Raw genomic sequence first — 18,805 nt, 5'->3', positions numbered from 1 at the left:
GCGTGTAAAAAAAACAAGCTCAATGCTGGCAGTTACACGCAGTAAAAAATCTTCATGAAAAACAAAGGGGCCCCTAAAGGCCCCTTGTTTGTACCGAAACTGCGAAACGCTTACGCGTCTGGCGCAGCCTTGGCAGCCGGCTCACTGTTTTCGTAGATATACAGTGGCTTGGACTTGCCTTCTATAACGCTTTCATCGATCACCACTTTACTCACCTCGGACTGCGAGGGGATTTCGTACATGGTGTCGAGCAACACGCCTTCGAGAATCGAGCGCAGGCCACGTGCACCGGTCTTGCGCTCCAGTGCCCGCTTGGCCACCGATTTGAGCGCGTCGGTACGGAACTCGAGGTCTACACCTTCCATTTCGAACAGCTTCGCGTATTGCTTGGTCAGGGCGTTCTTCGGCTCGGTGAGGATCTGAATCAGAGCAGCCTCATCCAGCTCGTCCAACGTGGCCAGGACCGGCAGACGGCCGACGAATTCCGGGATCAGACCGAACTTGACCAGATCGTCAGGCTCGACTTCACGCAGGGACTCGCCCACCTTCTTGCCTTCTTCCTTGCTGCGCACTTCTGCACTGAAACCGATACCGCCACGGGTGGAACGCTGCTGGATAACCTTCTCCAGACCCGAGAACGCACCGCCACAGATGAACAGGATGTTGCGCGTATCAACCTGAAGGAATTCCTGCTGCGGGTGCTTGCGGCCGCCTTGTGGCGGTACGGAAGCGACCGTGCCTTCAATCAGTTTCAACAGGGCCTGCTGCACGCCTTCACCGGAAACATCCCGGGTGATCGACGGGTTGTCGGACTTGCGCGAGATCTTGTCGATTTCGTCGATGTAGACAATACCCATCTGGGCTTTCTCTACGTCGTAGTCACATTTCTGCAGCAGTTTCTGAATGATGTTCTCGACGTCCTCACCCACGTAGCCAGCCTCGGTGAGGGTGGTTGCGTCGGCGATGGTGAACGGAACGTTCAGCAGGCGAGCGAGGGTTTCTGCAAGCAGGGTCTTACCCGAGCCTGTAGGACCGATCAGCAAGATGTTGCTCTTGCCGAGTTCGACTTCGTCGCCTTTCTTGTCACGCTGGTTCAAGCGCTTGTAGTGGTTGTACACCGCTACGGCCAAAACCTTCTTTGCACGCTCTTGACCGATGACATACTGGTCAAGGATGCCGCTGATTTCTTTAGGCGAAGGCAATTTATGCGCGCTGCTTTCGGCCTGTGCTTCCTGCACCTCCTCACGGATGATGTCATTGCACAGGTCGACGCACTCGTCGCAGATAAAGACCGAGGGGCCGGCAATCAATTTGCGTACTTCATGCTGGCTTTTGCCACAGAAGGAGCAATAGAGCAGCTTGCCGTTGTCCTCGCCGTTGCGGGTGTCAGTCATTCGTTCGATCCAAATCCGATAGGCTTGCAACACAAGATGAAGGCTTATGCGGGCTTTTTCAAGCCCGCCGATGATCGGACATGCCGACCAGCCCTATTTTGAGCGGCTTATATTAAGCGGGGCGCTTTTCGATCACTGCGTCGATCAACCCGTAATCACGCGCGACTTCGGCGCTCATGAAGTTGTCGCGGTTGGTGTCGCGCTCGATTTCTTCCAGGGTGCGCCCGCTGTGCTTGGCCATCAGCGTGTTGAGACGCTCGCGGATGAAGAGGATTTCCTTGGCGTGGATTTCGATGTCCGACGCCTGGCCCTGGAAACCGCCCAGTGGCTGGTGAATCATCACGCGCGAGTTCGGCAGGCAGAAACGCTTGCCGTGGGCGCCTGCGGTGAGCAGGAACGCACCCATGCTGCAGGCCTGGCCGATGCAAGTGGTCGATACATTCGGCTTGATGAACTGCATGGTGTCGTAGATCGACATGCCCGCCGTCACCGAACCGCCAGGTGAGTTGATGTAGAGATGGATGTCCTTGTCCGGGTTTTCCGCTTCAAGGAACAGCAGTTGCGCACAGATCAGGTTGGCCATGTAGTCCTCTACCGGGCCCACCAGAAAGATCACTCGCTCCTTGAGCAGGCGCGAGTAGATGTCGTAGGCGCGTTCGCCACGAGCGGACTGCTCGACAACCATCGGGACCAGGCCGCCTGCGGCCTGGATATCAGAGTTCTGCTGAATATAGGAATTACGGAACATGCTCTGCAGTTACTCCCAAATAGTCATGTCTTGAAAACGCATAAGCCAGCGCGAGGCTGGCTTATGGTTGAATTTCCAACGAGTTGGACAATCAGTCGGCTTGTGCTGCTTCCGCCGGTTTGACTGCTTCTTCGTAAGAGACCGCTTTGTCGGTCACCTTAGCCTTCTGCAGAACAGTATCCACAACTTGTTCTTCCAGCACAACCGAACGTACTTCGTTCAGCTGCTGGTCGTTCTTGTAGTACCAAGCCACGACCTGCTCAGGCTCCTGGTAGGCCGAAGCCATTTCCTGGATCATTTCACGAACGCGATCTTCGTCAGGCTTGAGGTCGAACTGCTTGACCACTTCAGCCACGATCAGGCCCAGCACGACGCGGCGCTTGGCTTGTTCTTCGAACAGCTCGGCCGGCAGTTGGTCAGGCTTGATGTTGCCACCGAACTGCTGCACAGCTTGCACGCGCAGGCGGTCCACTTCGTTGGACAGCAGGGCCTTAGGCACTTCGATCGGGTTGGCGGCCAGCAGACCGTCCATGACCTGGTTCTTGACCTTGGACTTGATGGCCTGGCGCAGTTCGCGCTCCATGTTCTTGCGAACTTCGGTGCGGAAGCCTTCGATGCCGGTTTCCTTGATACCGAATTGAGCGAAGAATTCTTCGTTCAGTTCTGGCAGCTTAGGCTCGGAAACGCTGTTGACGGTCACGGTGAACTCGGCGGCTTTGCCAGCCAGGTCCAGGTTCTGGTAGTCAGCCGGGAAAGTCAGGTTCAGAACGCGCTCTTCGCCCGCCTTCGCGCCAACCAGGCCGTCTTCGAAGCCAGGGATCATGCGGTTGGAACCCAGCACCAGCTGAGTACCCTTGGCGGAGCCGCCAGCGAACACTTCGCCGTCAACCTTGCCAACGAAATCGATGTTCAGCTGGTCTTCGTTCTGGGCGGCACGGTCGACCACTTCGAAACGGGTGTTCTGCTTGCGCAGGATTTCCAGCATGTTGTCCAGGTCGGAATCAGCTACTTCAGCGCTCAGGCGCTCGATAGCGATACCTTCGAAACCTGCCACTTCAAACTCTGGGAACACTTCGAATACGGCAACGTATTCCAGGTCCTTGCCCGCTTCCAGGGACTTCGGCTCGATCGAAGGCGAGCCAGCCGGGTTCAGCTTTTGCTCGACAACTGCTTCATAGAAGGAAGCCTGGATCACGTCGCCTACCGCTTCCTGACGCGCATCAGCACCAAAACGGCGCTTGATTTCGCTCATTGGCACTTTGCCTGGACGGAAACCAGCGATCTTGGCCTTTTGGGCAGTCTGCTGCAGACGCTTGTTGACCGCAGTCTCGATACGCTCTGCCGGCACGGTGATGCTCAGGCGGCGCTCGAGAGCAGTAGTATTTTCAACAGAAACTTGCATGGATATTCCTCGTTGCACAGACGTTAGCCGGCCATTTCCGACCCCAATCAAGGGCATGCATTCTAGTGGGTCAAACTCAAGAAGTCACCCTACTGAGAATACGCCCGGAAACAGCCGGCAATTTATCGGTACGAAGGCACTGATGTACCTCGCCCCGGTGACAAATACAGCCCATCACGCCAGGGCTCTGCGCCGCCCCTTCTATATATAGAAGAAGTCGTCATCCATCTCCCTGACGGCCAACCCTCAAACAGGGCCAGCAGGCAGCGCGGCATCATCGAGACACATAAATACGACGAAACGCCTGCCCTTGCGACCCACTACCTGCAGCCGCCGAATATTCGAACCGCTAAAACCAAAAAAGGCGCCAGACTGTTAAATCTGGCGCCTTTCGAATATGGGGTGGACGAAGGGGATCGAACCCTCGACAACGGGAGTCACAATCCCGTGCTCTACCAACTGAGCTACGCCCACCATATTGCGTTAACAAAGAAACCAAACCACTTCTTTGTCGAGCCTTACCCACCTGACGGAGGGACAAAGCTTTTATTGGTGCGGATGAAGAGACTCGAACTCTTACGCCTCGCGGCGCTGGAACCTAAATCCAGTGTGTCTACCAATTCCACCACATCCGCGCTTGAAGCTCTTAAAGCAAAGGCGCCAGATGATTAATCTGGCGCCTTTCAAAATATGGGGTGGACGAAGGGGATCGAACCCTCGACAACGGGAGTCACAATCCCGTGCTCTACCAACTGAGCTACGCCCACCATATAGCGCTACTTGTGCCAAAGCTGCCTAATGGCGCACCCGGCAGGACTCGAACCTGCGACCATCCGCTTAGAAGGCGGATGCTCTATCCAGCTGAGCTACGGGCGCCTGATTAATCTGTACTCTTTAAGGACTACAAACTAAGTGCTTCCAGCCTTGCAGAACAACAATCCTGCTCGACCTTCTTAACCAGTGCTAGGCTGTGCCCGACAAGTGCGACGAATAGTATAGAGGGTCCTGAAACCCGTCAAATCTTTTTTGAAAAAAATTCATTTTATTTAAGGGGTTAGGCCAATTTGCAGACCAAGCGCCTTTGCCCTCACGGCTTGGCATGCGAGAATGCGCGCACTTTTCTTCCCCCTCTCGATGGTTAATCACGCGTAATGACTGCACAACTTATCGACGGCAAATCAATCGCCGCCAGCCTGCGCCAGCAGATCGCCAAACGAGTCACCGAGCGTAGCCAGCAAGGCCTGCGCACGCCTGGCCTCGCGGTGATCCTGGTCGGCAGCGATCCTGCCTCTCAGGTTTATGTCTCGCACAAGCGTAAAGACTGTGAAGAGGTCGGCTTTATCTCCAAGGCCTACGACCTGCCTGCCGACACCACCCAGCAGGCGCTCACCGACCTGATCGACGGTCTCAACGATGACCCGAGCATCGACGGCATCCTGCTGCAACTGCCGCTGCCTGAGCACCTGGACGCCTCCAAGCTGCTCGAGCGCATTCGCCCGGACAAGGACGTCGACGGTTTCCACCCGTATAACGTCGGCCGCCTGGCCCAGCGCATCCCGTTGCTGCGCCCGTGCACTCCCAAAGGCATCATGACCCTGCTGGAAAGCACCGGTGTCGACCTCTATGGTCTCGACGCCGTCATCGTCGGCGCCTCCAACATCGTTGGCCGCCCAATGGCGATGGAACTGTTGCTGGCTGGCTGCACCGTAACCGTCACCCACCGCTTCACCAAGGACCTTGCCGGCCACGTCGGCCGCGCGGACCTGGTCGTGGTCGCTGCCGGCAAGCCGGGGCTGGTCAAGGGCGAGTGGATCAAGGAAGGCGCGATCGTCATCGACGTCGGCATCAACCGCCAGGAAGACGGCAAGCTGGTCGGCGACGTGGTCTACGAGACCGCCCTGCCCCGCGCCGGCTGGATTACGCCGGTACCCGGCGGCGTTGGCCCGATGACCCGTGCCTGCCTGCTGGAAAACACCCTGTACGCGGCAGAGTCGCTGCACGACTAATAACCAGCCGTGCTGAAAAAGCCCTGCCTTATCGCAGGGCTTTTTATTGCCCGCAATAAAACCTGTTTTTTCTTTGTTTTTAAGTACTTTCGTCTGATTTTAGAAGAACATTCGACAGTCTCTCGTCCATACTCCTAAAATGTAACGGCATTTGTCATATGACCCGTTCCAGAACGGTATTTCCTTACTTTTTTAGCGAGTTCATCCGCGTGAAAATTCGTCTTTCTATTGTCAGCCTATTGTTTGCGTTCACAGGCACCTTCGCGCACGCCGCCGAAACCACCCAGGCCCCGCGTGATACGTCCAAACTGCAAATTGCTTCCGGCAGCGCCATGCTGGTGGATCTGCAGACCAACAAGGTCATCTATTCCAGCAACCCCGACGTGGTGGTGCCCATCGCCTCGGTGAGCAAGCTGATGACCGGCCTGATCGTGCTTGAAGCCAAGCAGAACATGGATGAATACATCGACATCAACATCACCGACACCCCGGAGATGAAAGGTGTTTTCTCGCGCGTGAAGATCGGCAGCCAGATGCCGCGCAAGGAGATGCTGCTGATTGCCCTGATGTCCTCGGAAAACCGCGCGGCCGCGAGCCTGGCGCATCACTATCCGGGCGGTTACGCGGCCTTTATTGCCGCCATGAACGCCAAGGCCAAGGCCCTGGGCATGACCAGCACCCACTACGTCGAGCCGACGGGCCTGTCGATTCATAACGTGTCGACCGCCCGCGACCTCAGCAAGCTGTTGGCGTATGCGCGCAAATTCCCGATGCTCAGCCAGCTGAGCACCACCAAGGAAAAGACCGTAGCGTTCCGCAAGCCCAACTACACCCTCGGTTTCTCCAACACCGACCACTTGATCAACCGCGCCAACTGGGACATCAAGCTGACCAAGACCGGCTTCACCAACCAGGCCGGCCACTGCCTGGTGCTGGTGACCAGCATGGGTAACCGCCCGGTATCGCTGGTGATCCTGGACGCCTTCGGCAAATTCACCCACTTCGCCGATGCCAGCCGTATCCGCAATTGGGTCGAGACCGGCAAGAGCGGCTCGGTGCCGGACGTGGCATTGCGCTACAAGGCGGACAAAAACCTCAAGAACCGTCCGAACGCGGCAGAAGCCAGTCGTTGACCGCACCTTGATGTGAGCGCTGTCTTGTGTGGGCTGGCTCGTGTGGGAGCTGGCTTGCCTGCGATAGCATCACCGCAGTATCACTGCTCCCCCTCAGTGCCCGCATCGCGGGCACGCCCGACTCCCACGCAAGCCGGTCCTCACTGAATGCTTGCGGTTACTTTTTTTCCGCCAGCACCTTGAGCGCCTGCGCCGCCGCCTGCTCCTGCCCGGCCTGGGCCGTGGCGTTGGCAGCATCTCGCCAGCGCTGAGCGTCGACATTCGCCGGTAACTGGCTTGGGCGCTGGGTGAGGATTGCCCACTGTCCGGCGCTGCTCCACTTCGATTCAAAATCGCTGAAGCTCATCAACAGCCGCCGGTCCATGCCTGAGCGCAGCAGTATCGTGCTCTTCTGCTGGTTGAACCCGACCACGACCACGTAGTGCGCGTCAGACCACAGCCCGCCGCCAATGCGCGCCATCACCGGGTAACCCGCCGCCACCTGCGCCAGCACCGCCGTCAGCTTGGCATCCAACGGGTACACCATCAGGCCGTACTCACGCGCCAGTACCTGCATGTTGCGTTCAAGGTCGGCTTCACCGCCCGGCAAGTGCAGCGGCTTATCCAGCAAGCCCGGTGTCATGACAATGCCTTGTTGCGACAGCATGCTGGCTAAAGCCGTAGGACCGCTCTGATAAGCCTCGCTGCGAAATGTCGGCACGCCATTGAGTTCGACACGCTCGGGCAGGCCCGGCAATTTCGAGGGGTGGCTGGAACAGGCCGCAAGCCCTATGGCAACAGCCAGCAACAAAGAGGTTTTAACGTTCGAGCGTAACCGCAATTTTTTACTCTCTTGATCAATGGCCGGTGAAGGCCCTGATCATAGGACGCTCTGCCACACGGGTATAGCCCACAGGCGCAGTAAACGGTCAGTGATAGAGCAAAGAAGTTGGTTGGACACGACCATTGGTCAATAGCAGGCAACCGCCAGGTAGCTAGACTGTCCATTGAGAAGACTGTGTGTGCCCCCTGAGGGGCGAAAGGAGGCCCGAATGAGCCTTGCAACGACGATTTTCCTGTTGATCTGCGGTTGGCTGGCGGTAGCCGGCGCCATGTTGTGGGGGGTGTTGCGCATCACCCGTCGGCACCATCACCCCCACGTCAAGCCCGCGGCGCCCGCCAAACCTCACAAGGCCGCGGTACGCCACGCCTAGCCAGGCATGCAATTGAAGTCCTGAGTGGCGGCAACTTCCTTGCCGTGACCATCCTTGAGCGAGGCGCGCACGGTAGTGCCCAGGCTCGATTCGACCAGGGTGTAATGCTCACCCGCCTTGAAGTTTTTATATTCGACGCGCCCCTGGCAATCCTGCTGATTGTCGTCGCCTGGCTCCTCCTCGAATAACGTCACATCCAGCCGATGATCCCCCGGGGTCACCTCGAAGAAGCGTCCGTCATCCACACGCTTGCCGTCCACGCGCTCGGCCATCAGGTCGTTCGGCGCTTCCTCCTTCAAACCAATCCAGGCTTCGCTCGGGTCAGCCTTGGGGATCGGGCCGGCACACGCCGACAACAACAGTACGGCACCAAGGGCAGGAATCAACAACAGCGGTTTAAGTGACATGGCAGGGCTCCAAAGGACATCAGTAAAAATACGCGGCGAAAGGTATCGCCTCCGATGGGCTACAAGCTTGGGCAGCCATCCTTTGTAGAACAAATGAATACATATGAAACGATCTTCAGCCCTTAACTAAATGTTCCTTCACCTGGCTGAAAGGTGCGTGTTAGGTGGGTCGGGCAAGACTGCCGGGGTTTGCAATCCTGCTCCTCTGGAGGTTCACGCATGCTCGGGCTGGTAAAGACCGCACTGCAAAAGCCGTACACGTTTATCGTGTTGGCCATATTCATCTGCATCATCGGGCCGATGGCGGCCCTGCGTACCCCCACTGATGTTTTCCCCGATATCGGCATCCCCGTGGTCGCCGTGGTGTGGCAGTACAACGGCCTGTCACCGGACGCCATGGCGGGCCGGGTGATCTACACCTACGAACGCTCCCTGAGCACCACCGTCAACGACATCGAACACATCGAATCGCAATCGCTGCCCGGAATGGGCATCGTCAAGATTTTCTTCCAACCGGGCGTCGACATCCGCACGGCCAACGCGCAAGTGACGGCGGTTTCACAAACCGTGCTGAAGCAGATGCCACCGGGCATCACGCCGCCGCTGATCCTCAACTACAGCGCCTCCACGGTGCCGATCCTGCAAATGGCGTTCTCCAGCCCCAGCCTCTCGGAAGCCAAGATCCGCGACCTGGTGCAGAACAACATCCGCCTGCCCTTGAGCGCCCTGCCCGGTCTCGCCATGCCCACGCCCATGGGCGGCAAGCAACGCCAGATCACCCTCGACCTCGACCCCCAGGCGCTGGCCGCCAAAGGCTTGTCGGCACAGGACGTGGGCAATGCCCTGGCCCTGCAGAACCAGATCATCCCGGTGGGCACCGCCAAGCTCGGTCCCAATGAATACACGATCCTGCTCAACAACAGTCCCAAGGCGATCGACGAGCTCAACGACCTGCCGATCAAGACTGTCGACGGCGCGCTGATCACCATCGGCCAAGTGGCCCACGTGCGTGACGGTTCGCCGCCGCAGACCAACGTCGTGCGCGTCGACGGCCACCGTGCGGTGCTGATGCCGGCATTGAAAAATGGCAGCATCTCGACCCTGTCGATCATCGACGGTATCCGCCAGATGCTTCCGCGCATCAACGAAACCCTGCCGCCGTCGCTGAAGACTTCGCTGCTCGGTGACGCCTCGGTATTCGTCAAGCAATCGGTAGGCAGCGTGGCCCAGGAAGGCATCATCGCCGCACTGCTGACCAGTGCGATGATCCTGCTGTTTCTCGGCAGCTGGCGCTCGACGCTGATCATCGCCGCGTCGATTCCGCTGGCGGTGCTGTCGGCCATCGCGCTGCTGGCAGTCAGCGGGCAGACCCTCAACGTGATGACCCTCGGCGGGCTCGCGTTGGCCGTGGGGATCCTGGTGGACGATGCCACGGTGACCATCGAAAACATCAACTGGCACCTGGAGCAAGGCAAGGCGGTGAAGACCGCGATTCTCGACGGCGCGGCGCAGATCGTCGGCCCGGCGTTTGTCTCGCTGCTGTGCATCTGCATCGTGTTCGTGCCGATGTTCCTGCTGCAAGGCATCGCCGGCTACCTGTTCCGGCCAATGGCGCTGGCGGTGATCTTCGCCATGGCCAGTTCGTTCATCCTCTCGCGTACCCTGGTGCCGACCCTGGCGATGTTCCTGCTCAAGCCGCACGTGCCGGAGCAAGGCGCAGGGCATCATCCGGAAGACCAATTCATCAATCACCACGAAGGTGAGCAGCACCGCAAGCCACGCAATCGCGCGCTGCAAGCGGTGTTGAATTTCCAGCAGGGATTCGAGCGTCGCTTCTCGAATATCCGCGACACCTACCACGGCCTGCTGTTGTTGGCGCTGGGCAATCGCAAGCGCTTTATCGTCGGCTTCCTGGCCTGTGTGCTCGCCTCGCTCCTGTTGCTACCAAGCCTGGGCCAGGACTTTTTCCCGGCCACCGACGCCGGCGCCCTGGCGCTGCATGTGCGCTTGCCACTGGGCACGCGCATCGAAGAAAGCGCGGCGGCCTTCGACCGGATTGAAGCGCGGATTCGTGAAGTGATCCCCGCTGAACAGCTGGACACCATCGTCGACAACATCGGCATTCCGCTGAGCGGCATCGACATGGCATACAGCAGCAGCGGCACCATCGGCCCGCAGGATGGTGACATCCAGGTCACCTTGAAAAAGGATCACGCGCCGACCGCCGACTTCGTGAAGAAACTGCGCGAAGCCCTGCCGCAAAGTTTCCCCGGCAGCCACTTCGCGTTCCTGCCGGCGGATATCAGCAGCCAGATCCTCAACTTCGGTGCGCCGGCGCCGCTGGATGTGAAGATCTCCGGGCGCAGCGATGAAGAAAACCGCGCCTACGCCGTGGAGCTTGAGCGTCGCCTGCAGCATGTACCGGGCATCGCTGACCTGCGCATCCAGCAGTCCACCGGTTACCCGTCGCTGCAGGTGAATGTTGATCGCATGCGGGCCAATGGCCTGGGTATCACCGAGCGCGACGTGACCAACAGCATGGTCGCCTCCCTCGCCGGCAGCTCGCAGACCGCGCCGACCTTCTGGCTGAACCCGGCCAATGGCGTGTCGTATTCGATTGTCGCCGCGACCCCGCAGTACCGTCTCGACAGCCTGCCGTCGCTGGAAGCCTTGCCGGTCACCGGTGCCGATGGCCAGTCGCAGATCCTCGGCGGCGTGGCGAGCATATCGCGCGTGCAAAGCCCGGCAGTGGTGACTCACTACAACATCGAACCGACCCTGGATTTGTACGCCAACGTCCAGGGCCGCGACCTCGGCGGCGTCGCCCGCGACGTGCAGAAAGTGCTGGATGACACCGCGTCCATGCGCCCCAAGGGTGCGGTGATCAGCCTGCATGGGCAGATCGACGCGCTGCATGAAGCCTTCAGCGGCCTGAGCTTCGGCCTGCTCGGCGCGGTGGTGCTGATCTACCTGCTGATCGTGGTCAACTTCCAGTCCTGGGCCGACCCGTTCGTGATCATCACCGCGTTGCCGGCGGCGCTGGCAGGGATCGTGTGGATGCTGTTCCTCAGTGGCACCTCGCTGTCGGTGCCGGCCCTCACCGGCGCCATCCTGTGCATGGGCGTGGCCACCGCCAACTCGATCCTGGTGGTGAGTTTCTGCCGCGAACGCCTGGCCGAACATGGCGACGCCCTGAAGGCGGCCATGGAGGCCGGCTACACGCGCTTCAGGCCGGTGTGCATGACCGCCCTGGCGATGATCATCGGCATGTTGCCGCTGGCCATTTCCGAGGAGCAGAACGCCCCGCTCGGCCGGGCCGTGATCGGTGGCTTGATCTTCGCCACCATTGCCACTTTGTTGTTTGTTCCCGTGGTCTTCAGCCTGGTCCACGGTCGTCACCCTACTCGCGCAGCTGCTGGAGAAACCCCACATGTCGTCTGATCACAAACCCTCGCGCAAGCGTCTGATGCTCATGGGTGTCGGCGGCCTGACACTGGCCGCCCTGTTGGTCGCCAACGGCCTGCATGCCCGCACGATGCACGAACAATCGGTGACCGCGTGGACCGAAACTGCCGCCATCCCGCAAGTGATGGTGTTCCAGCCGCAGCAGAACGCGGCCGGTGACACCCTGCGCCTGCCCGCCCACCTCGACGCCTGGAGCAAGGCGCCGATCCATGCCCGGGTCAGCGGCTACTTGAAGGACTGGAAAGTCGACATCGGCAGCCAGGTCAAGGCCGGGCAAGTCCTCGCCGAAATCGACAGCCCCGACCTCGATCAGCAATTGGCCCAGACCCACGCCCGCCTGATCCAGGAACAAGCCAACGCACGCCTGGCAGAAACCACCGCCACGCGCTGGCAAAACCTGTTGGCGAGCCACTCGGTGTCGCGCCAGGAGGCCGATGAAAAATCCTCCAACGCCGCGGCGGCCAAAGCCAACGCCGAGGCGGCTGCAGCCGATTACGCACGGCTGTCGGCCCTGGAAAGCTACAAGACCATCCGCGCGCCGTTTGCCGGCACCATCACCGCCCGCAATACCGATATCGGCCAGTTGATCAAGGCCGATACCGACAGCGATCCGGAGCTGTTCAACATCGCCGACACCCACCAATTGCGCCTCTACGTGCCGGTGCCGCAGAACTACGCGGCGGTCATCCACCCCGGGCTCGAAGCCGAACTGACGGTGCCCGAGCACCCTGGCGAGCACTTCAAGGCGCGCCTGATCGGTGACTCCACCGCCATCGACCGTCGCTCCGGCACGCTGCTCGCGCAGTTCGTCGCCGACAACCCCAACGGCGAATTGCTGCCCGGTGACTACGCCGAAGCCACCTTGCCGATTCCAGCGGATACCCATGGTGTGAGCATCCCGGCCAGCGCGCTGATCTTCCGCGCCCAAGGCACCCAGGTGGCGGTGCTGGACGCACAGAACCACGTGCACTTGCAGGACATCCATATCGGCCTCGACCTCGGCGAACGCCTGGTGATCGATCAAGGCCTGAAACCCGCCGACCGTATCGTCGACAACCCGCCCGATGCCCTGCGCGAAGGCGACCCGGTGCAACTCGCCGATGCCTCCGGAGGTGCGCATGCGCCCAAGGCTTAAGCCCCTCGCGGCCCTGATGCTGCTGGCGTTGCAAGGTTGCTCGATGGCGCCCACCTACACAGTGCCCACGGTGGACCTGCCGGCCGGCTACCGCGAACAGACCAGCGACGGCCCGTGGCACAGCGCGCAACCGTCCGATCAATTGGCTCCCGAATGGTGGAAGCTCTACAACGATGCACGCCTGGATGGCCTGCAACAGCAACTGCTCAAGGCCAACCCGGACCTGGCGGCAGCGCTGGCGCACTTCGATGCGTCCCAGGCGTATGCCAGCCAATTGCATGCGGGGCTGTTGCCGCAGATCACCGCGAGTGCGCAGCCGTTGCGCCAGCGTCAATCCGACTCGCGACCGCTGCGCGGCGACACGCAGCCTTCGGTGTACAACAGCAACACGGCAGGATTTTCCCTGAGCTACGACCTCGACCTGTGGGGCAAGATCCGCAACCAGGTCGCGGCCGGTGATGCCCAGGCGCAAGCCTCCGGCGATGACCTCGCGGTGGCGCGGCTGAGCCTGCAACATCAACTCGCGAGCCTGTATGTGCAGCTCAACGGGCTGGATGCACAGAGCCGGATTCTCAACAGCTCGCTGGAGGATTTCAGCCAGGCCCTGCAACTGACGCGCAGTCGTTATGAGGGGCAGATCGCCTCCGAGCTCGACCTGACCCGCGCGCAGAATCAACTGGCCGAAGCCAAGGCGCAACTGGATGAAGTGCGCGGGCAACGCAACCTCACCGAGCATGCCATTGGGGAGTTGGTGGGGGTGGCGGCCAGCAACTTCACGTTGCCGCCCAGCAAGCAGTTGATTGCCCTGCCGGGGATTCCGTCGCAGCTGCCGAGCCACCTGCTGCAACGGCGTCCGGACATCGCGGCGGCAGAACGCCGGGTGTTTGCCGCCAATGCGAATATCGGCGTGGCCAAGGCAGCGTGGTACCCGGATTTCAGTTTGACCGGGCTGATCGGCGGCCAGACGCAAGGGGTTGGCAACCTGCTGTCCGCTGGCAATCGGTATTGGGCGCTGGGGCCGCTGGTGAATCTGCCGATCTTTGATGGCGGACGCCTGAGCGCCAATGAACGCCAGGCCAAGGCCGAGTTTGAAGAGGCCTCGGCGCAGTACCGCAGCCATGTATTGAAAGCCGTGCGCGAGGTGGAGGACAACCTCGCGCAACTGCGGGATTTGCAGCAGGAAGCACAGGATGAGCAAGCAGCGGCGGATGCGGCGCAGCATACCCAGGCCCTGGCAATGAACAGCTATCAGGCGGGGGCGGTGAGCTACCTGGATGTGGTGACCGCGCAGACGGCGGCGTTGCAGGCACAACGGACATTGCAGGCGGTGCAGACGCGGCAGTTGCAGGCGAGCGTGGGATTGGTGACCGCGTTAGGCGGCGGCTGGCAACCCGGCGCCTGAGCCGTGATCGCCCCGCTGTGGTGAGCAGGCTTGCCCTGCATTGCCTGTGGTGAGCAGGCTTGCCCTGCGTTGGGCTGCGCAGCGGCCCCCAATCCAGACATGAGTTCTTTCAGGAAGAACCTCAGCGTCTCTACTGGGGCTGCTTCGCAGCCCAACGCAGGGCAAGCCTGCTCACCACAACAGCCGACTTCGAGTTCGGCGACGAAGAGCGCGTCGAGCCCTGCCCCGCTGTTTCAGGCGAGCGTGGGGTTGGTGACGGCGTCAGGTGGGGCCTGAGCGCTTCCCTGTGGTGAGCAGGCTTGCCCTGCGTTGGGCTGCGAAGCGGCCCCCAATCCAGACATGAGTTCTTTCAGCAAGAACCTCAGCGTCTTTACTGGGGCTGCTTCGCAGCCCAACGCAGGGCAAGCCTGCTCACCACAACAGCCGACTTCGAGTTCGGCGACGAAGATTGTGTCGTGCCCTGCTCCGCTGTTGCAGGTGAGCGTGGGTTGGTGACAGCGTTAGGCGGGGCCTAAGCGCTTCCCTGTGGTGAGCAGGCTTGCCCTGCGTTGGGCTGCGAAGCGGCCCCAAACCCACACATGAGTTCTTTCAGCAAGAACCTCAGCGTCTTTACTGGGACTGCTTCGCAGCCCAACGCAGGGCAAGCCTGCTCACCACAACAGCCGACTTCGAGTTCGGCGACGAAGATTGTGTCGTACCCTGCTCCGTTGTTGCAGGTGAGCGTGGGGTTGGTGACGGCGTTAGGCGGGGCCTGAGCGCTTCCCTGTGGTGAGCAGGCTTGCCCTGCGTTGGGCTGCGAAGCGGCCCCCAATCCAGACATGAGTTCTTTCAGGAAGAACCTCAGCGTCTCTACTGGGGCTGCTTCGCAGCCCAACGCAGGGCAAGCCTGCTCACCACAACAGCCGACTTCGAGTTCGGCGACGAAGAGCGCGTCGTGCCCTGCCCCGCTGTTGCAGACGAGCGGGGGTTGGTGACGGCGTTAGGCGGGGCCTGAGCGCTCCCCTGTGGTGAGCAGGCTTGCCCTGCGTTGGGCTGCGAAGCGGCCCCCAATCCAGACATGAGTTCTTTCAGGAAGAACCTCAGCGTCTTTACTGGGGCTGCTTCGCAGCCCAACGCAGGGCAAGCCTGCTCACCACAACAGCCGACTTTATGAAGAGGGCCTTTCAGGCAGCGAGTTTGCCGCTGGCGATTGCAGCGGATGCGGCCACCATCGCCCGCAACAACACCGCGCAGCCCGCCGCCAGGTCATCCGGCGCGGCGTTCTCGATTTCGTTGTGGCTGATCCCGCCTTCGCACGGTACGAAGATCATCCCCGCCGGGCCGAGTTCGGCGACGAAGATTGCGTCGTGCCCTGCCCCGCTGACGATGTCCATGTTCGACAGGCCCAGGCCATTCGCGGCGTCGCGCACAGCGTCCACGCAGCCCTTGTCGAAGTACAGCGGGGGGAAGTCGGCGGTGGGTTCCATCTCGAAACTCAGGCCGTGCTTGGCACAGGTCTCATCGATCACCTTGCGCACCTGGGCAATCATCGAATCCAGGCGCGCCGGTTCCAGGTGACGAAAGTCCAGGGTCATGCGCACTTCGCCGGGGATGACATTGCGTGAGCCCGGATAGGCCTGCAGGCAACCGACGGTCCCGCAGGCATGCGGCTGATGCCCCAGCGCCGCCGCATTCACCGCCGCCACCACTGCCGCCGCGCCGACCAGGGCATCCTTGCGCAGGTGCATCGGCGTTGGCCCCGCATGCGCTTCGACACCGCGCAGTTTCAGGTCAAACCACTTTTGCCCGAGGGCGCCGAGCACCACGCCGATGGTCTTTTTCTCATCCTCGAGAATCGGCCCTTGTTCGATGTGCGCTTCGAAATACGCCCCGACCTTGTGGCCGCTGACCTCCCGCGTGCCGGCATAGCCAATCGCGTTCAGCGCATCGCCAACGCTGACACCGTCCACGTCGACCTTGGCCAAAGTGTCCGCCAGGCTGAATTTCTCCGCAAACACCCCGGAGCCCATCATGCACGGCGGGAAGCGCGAGCCTTCCTCGTTGGTCCACACCACCACTTCCAGCGGCGCCTCGGTTTCCACCTTGAGATCGTTGAGGGTGCGCAGCACTTCCACGCCCGCCAGCACGCCGAAGCAACCATCGAACTTGCCGCCGGTGGGCTGGGTATCGATATGGCTGCCGGTCATCACCGGTGGCAGGTTGGGATTGCGTCCGGGGCGGCGGGCGAAGATATTGCCGATGCCGTCGATGGTCACCGTGCAGCCGGCATCTTCGCACCACTGCACGAAGAGGTCGCGGGCCTTGCGGTCGAGGTCGGTGAGGGCCAGGCGGCACACGCCGCCCTTGGGGGTGGCGCCGAGCTTGGCCAGGTCCATCAGCGACTGCCACAAGCGATCACGGTTGATGTGCTGATGGGTCGATTGCAGAACGTCGAGGGCAGCGTTCATGGGGATCTCCTCAGGCTGTATTTGTTATGAATAGACTCGATTCCAACCATGGAATGGGGTCAAACATGTGGAAGCGGGCCTCGCGCGAAGAGGCCGTGACAGTCGCCGCAGATGTCGCCTGCAAGACCGCATTCGCAAGCACGCCCGCTGCCACATTTGGATTGCATTTCAACGCCTTTACAGCGGGGATTTTGCCGTGACCGGACTGATGCCGCGCTTGGCATTCAGGCCGTAATACAGCAAACCGCCCAACGCCGAACCGGTGAACCAGCCGTAGCTGTAGAACCAGCTGAATGCATCGCTGCCCAGCGACAGCAAGGTCAGCACCACCGGCACGCCGAAGGCGATAAAGCCACTCCAGTTCCACGCCGGGTACACGTCGTCGCGGTACAGGCCGGCCAGGTCCAGCTGCTGCCGCCGGGTGATGAAGTAGTCCACCACCATGATCCCGGCGATGGGGCCCAGCAGGCTCGAGTAGCCCAGCAGCCAGTTGGAATACACGGTTTCCAGGCTGACGTCGGAGACAATCAGGCCGAGCTTTTTCAGCAGTTCATGGCCCATCAGTGCCAGCCCGACCAGCCCGGTGAGGATCACCGCCGTGGTGCGGTTGATCAGCTTGGGGGCGATGTTCTGGAAGTCGTTGGTGGGCGAGACGATGTTCGCCGCCGTGTTGGTGGACAGCGTGGCGATAATGATCAGCGCCATGGCGATGGCCACCCACACCGGGCTCTGGATATGGCCGATCAGGGTCACCGGGTCGGACACGCTGACGCCCACCAGTTTCACCGAGGCGGCGGTCATGATCACGCCGAGGGCGGCGAACAGGAACATGGTCAGCGGCAGGCCGAAAATCTGCCCGAGAATCTGGTCCTTCTGGCTCTTGGCGTAGCGGCTGAAGTCGGGAATATTCAACGACAACGTGGCCCAGAAACCCACCATCGCGGTGAGGCCGGCCATGAAGTAACCGGTGAGGCTCGCCCCTTCAGGCCGCTTGGGTGGAATCGCCATCAGCTCGCTGATCGACACGTTCGGCATCGCCCACACCAGCAGGCCGATCCCCACCGCCACCAGCAGCGGCGCCGACAGGGTTTCCAGGCGCTTGATCGACTCGGCGCCGCGCAGCACTACCCACAGGTTGAGGGTCCAGAAGATCATGAAGCCGATCACTTCACCGGTGCCGCCGAGGGATTTCCAACCCTCGAAAATCGAGCCGAGAAACAGGTGGATTGCCAGCCCGCCAAACATCGTCTGGATACCGAACCAACCGCAGGCCACCAGCGCGCGAATCAGACACGGCACATTGGAGCCGAGGATGCCGAAGGACGACCGCAGCAGCACCGGGAACGGAATACCGTACTTGGTACCAGGGAACGCATTGAGGGTCAGCGGGACCAGCACCACGATATTGGCCAGCAGGATCGCCATCAGCGCCTCGCCCACCGACAAGCCGAAATACGCGGTAAGCACGCCGCCCAAGGTGTAGGTCGGCACGCAGATCGACATGCCCACCCACAACGCGGTGATGTGCCACTTGTTCCAGGTGCGCTCATGCACCTTGGTCGGTGCCATGTCGTGGTTGTAGCGGGGGCTGTCGAGGACGTCGGGGCCGGCGTCGAGTTCGTACAGGCCGTTGCGTTCAATGACTTGCGATCTGTTCTGTTGCATGGCCGCTCCACGGTTTTTTCGAATTATTGTTGCTCGCCTGCACTTCAATGCAGGCGGCCGGAGTACCTCGTGAACAACATGACATCACGGGTCCGGCCAGCTGCCACTGCACTCAATAACCGTGCCGACAACCGTAACCGAACCCACACCGCTTATATAACGTGCTGATGTTAATCAGCTTTCCGATTGCGCCTTCGGTACTTGCCGCGTTACTCAGGCTAAATAACGTGGAAGTTGCCCGAACGATCAGGAGTCAATCTGGTGCACCACAATTATTTTTATTTCCCACTGCCGTCAAGCGGCATATCTCAAGCGTCTGATTTGCAATAAGAAATGTTGCTCAATTTACGAACCTGTCAAGTGCGTCAAAATGGTGAGACGCCGCTACATTTTGGTGAATTTGATATT

General features: G+C 60.6%; 13 protein-coding genes and 4 tRNA genes. 6 read left to right on the top strand and 11 right to left on the bottom strand.

The genetic code is table 11. The annotated features are described in order from the left end of the window. Positions 1-110 precede the first annotated feature (110 nt). The 7 genes from clpX to C9990_RS11425 all read right to left on the bottom strand — a co-directional run bounded on the left by clpX (position 111) and on the right by C9990_RS11425 (position 4,420). Positions 111-1,394 (bottom strand): ATP-dependent Clp protease ATP-binding subunit ClpX, encoded by a 1,284-nt coding sequence (clpX, locus tag C9990_RS11455; RefSeq protein ID WP_010209414.1) that lies wholly within the window; start codon positions 1,392-1,394, stop codon positions 111-113. Positions 1,395-1,506: 112 nt separating this feature from the next. Then, positions 1,507-2,142 (bottom strand): ATP-dependent Clp endopeptidase proteolytic subunit ClpP, encoded by a 636-nt coding sequence (gene clpP / locus C9990_RS11450; protein WP_065901167.1) that lies wholly within the window; start codon positions 2,140-2,142, stop codon positions 1,507-1,509. A gap of 91 nt (positions 2,143-2,233) precedes the next feature. Next, complete coding sequence (gene tig / locus C9990_RS11445; RefSeq protein ID WP_065901169.1) at positions 2,234-3,544, bottom strand: trigger factor; 1,311 nt, start codon at positions 3,542-3,544, stop codon at positions 2,234-2,236. A gap of 398 nt (positions 3,545-3,942) precedes the next feature. After that, positions 3,943-4,018, bottom strand: a tRNA-His gene (locus tag C9990_RS11440). 76 nt (positions 4,019-4,094) lie between these two features. After that, positions 4,095-4,179, bottom strand: a tRNA-Leu gene (locus tag C9990_RS11435). Positions 4,180-4,235: 56 nt separating this feature from the next. Further along, a tRNA-His gene (locus tag C9990_RS11430) sits at positions 4,236-4,311 on the bottom strand. Between the two features lie 32 nt (positions 4,312-4,343). After that, positions 4,344-4,420: transfer RNA gene (locus C9990_RS11425), tRNA-Arg, on the bottom strand. 275 nt (positions 4,421-4,695) lie between these two features. On the opposite strand from C9990_RS11425, the gene folD reads away from it, so the two are divergent. Further along, positions 4,696-5,550, top strand: coding sequence for a bifunctional methylenetetrahydrofolate dehydrogenase/methenyltetrahydrofolate cyclohydrolase FolD (gene folD, locus C9990_RS11420; protein ID WP_106803348.1), 855 nt, complete (start codon positions 4,696-4,698; stop codon positions 5,548-5,550). A gap of 209 nt (positions 5,551-5,759) precedes the next feature. After that, positions 5,760-6,683: a D-alanyl-D-alanine endopeptidase gene (gene pbpG / locus C9990_RS11415; protein WP_065901174.1), complete on the top strand. Its 924-nt coding sequence runs from the start codon at positions 5,760-5,762 to the stop codon at positions 6,681-6,683. A 157-nt stretch (positions 6,684-6,840) separates the two neighbouring features. Here pbpG and C9990_RS11410 read toward each other — a convergent pair whose 3' ends face one another. Further along, positions 6,841-7,503 carry a C39 family peptidase gene (locus tag C9990_RS11410; protein ID WP_065901177.1) on the bottom strand — a complete coding sequence of 221 codons (663 nt, stop codon included), beginning with the start codon at positions 7,501-7,503 and terminating at the stop codon, positions 6,841-6,843. Between the two features lie 211 nt (positions 7,504-7,714). Here C9990_RS11410 and C9990_RS32445 point away from each other — a divergent pair, with 211 nt between their 5' ends. Further along, on the top strand, positions 7,715-7,876 hold the full coding sequence (locus C9990_RS32445; RefSeq protein WP_162946106.1) for a hypothetical protein: 162 nt from the start codon (positions 7,715-7,717) through the stop codon (positions 7,874-7,876). Here the strand turns inward: C9990_RS32445 and C9990_RS11405 are convergent. Then, complete coding sequence (locus C9990_RS11405) at positions 7,873-8,283, bottom strand: hypothetical protein (protein WP_065901180.1); 411 nt, start codon at positions 8,281-8,283, stop codon at positions 7,873-7,875. The genes C9990_RS32445 and C9990_RS11405 overlap by 4 nt on opposite strands. A gap of 219 nt (positions 8,284-8,502) precedes the next feature. Here C9990_RS11405 and C9990_RS11400 point away from each other — a divergent pair, with 219 nt between their 5' ends. The 3 genes from C9990_RS11400 to C9990_RS11390 are packed head-to-tail and all read left to right on the top strand — an operon-like array spanning position 8,503 to position 14,285. After that, complete coding sequence (locus tag C9990_RS11400) at positions 8,503-11,724, top strand: efflux RND transporter permease subunit (RefSeq protein ID WP_106803347.1); 3,222 nt, start codon at positions 8,503-8,505, stop codon at positions 11,722-11,724. Beyond that, a complete protein-coding gene (locus C9990_RS11395) occupies positions 11,714-12,883 on the top strand; it encodes an efflux RND transporter periplasmic adaptor subunit (RefSeq protein WP_106803346.1) in 1,170 nt (389 codons plus the stop codon). The genes C9990_RS11400 and C9990_RS11395 overlap by 11 nt, the downstream gene beginning before the upstream one ends. Continuing rightward, entirely contained in the window at positions 12,867-14,285 is a 1,419-nt protein-coding gene (locus C9990_RS11390) for an efflux transporter outer membrane subunit (RefSeq protein WP_106803345.1), read from the top strand. Before C9990_RS11395 ends, C9990_RS11390 begins: the two co-directional genes overlap by 17 nt. 1,163 nt (positions 14,286-15,448) lie before the next feature. On the opposite strand, the gene C9990_RS11385 is transcribed toward C9990_RS11390, so the two are convergent. Further along, positions 15,449-16,732 carry a Zn-dependent hydrolase gene (locus C9990_RS11385; RefSeq protein WP_106803344.1) on the bottom strand — a complete coding sequence of 428 codons (1,284 nt, stop codon included), beginning with the start codon at positions 16,730-16,732 and terminating at the stop codon, positions 15,449-15,451. 177 nt (positions 16,733-16,909) lie between these two features. Further along, complete coding sequence (locus C9990_RS11380; RefSeq protein ID WP_065901195.1) at positions 16,910-18,397, bottom strand: NCS1 family nucleobase:cation symporter-1; 1,488 nt, start codon at positions 18,395-18,397, stop codon at positions 16,910-16,912. Positions 18,398-18,805 lie beyond the last annotated feature (408 nt).

The sequence above is a fragment of the Pseudomonas sp. S5D5 genome (assembly GCF_003013355.1).
Lineage (GTDB): Bacteria > Pseudomonadota > Gammaproteobacteria > Pseudomonadales > Pseudomonadaceae > Aquipseudomonas > Aquipseudomonas aylmerensis.
Note: the sequence above shows the minus strand (reverse complement) of the source record. Positions and strands in the feature narration are given on the sequence as shown.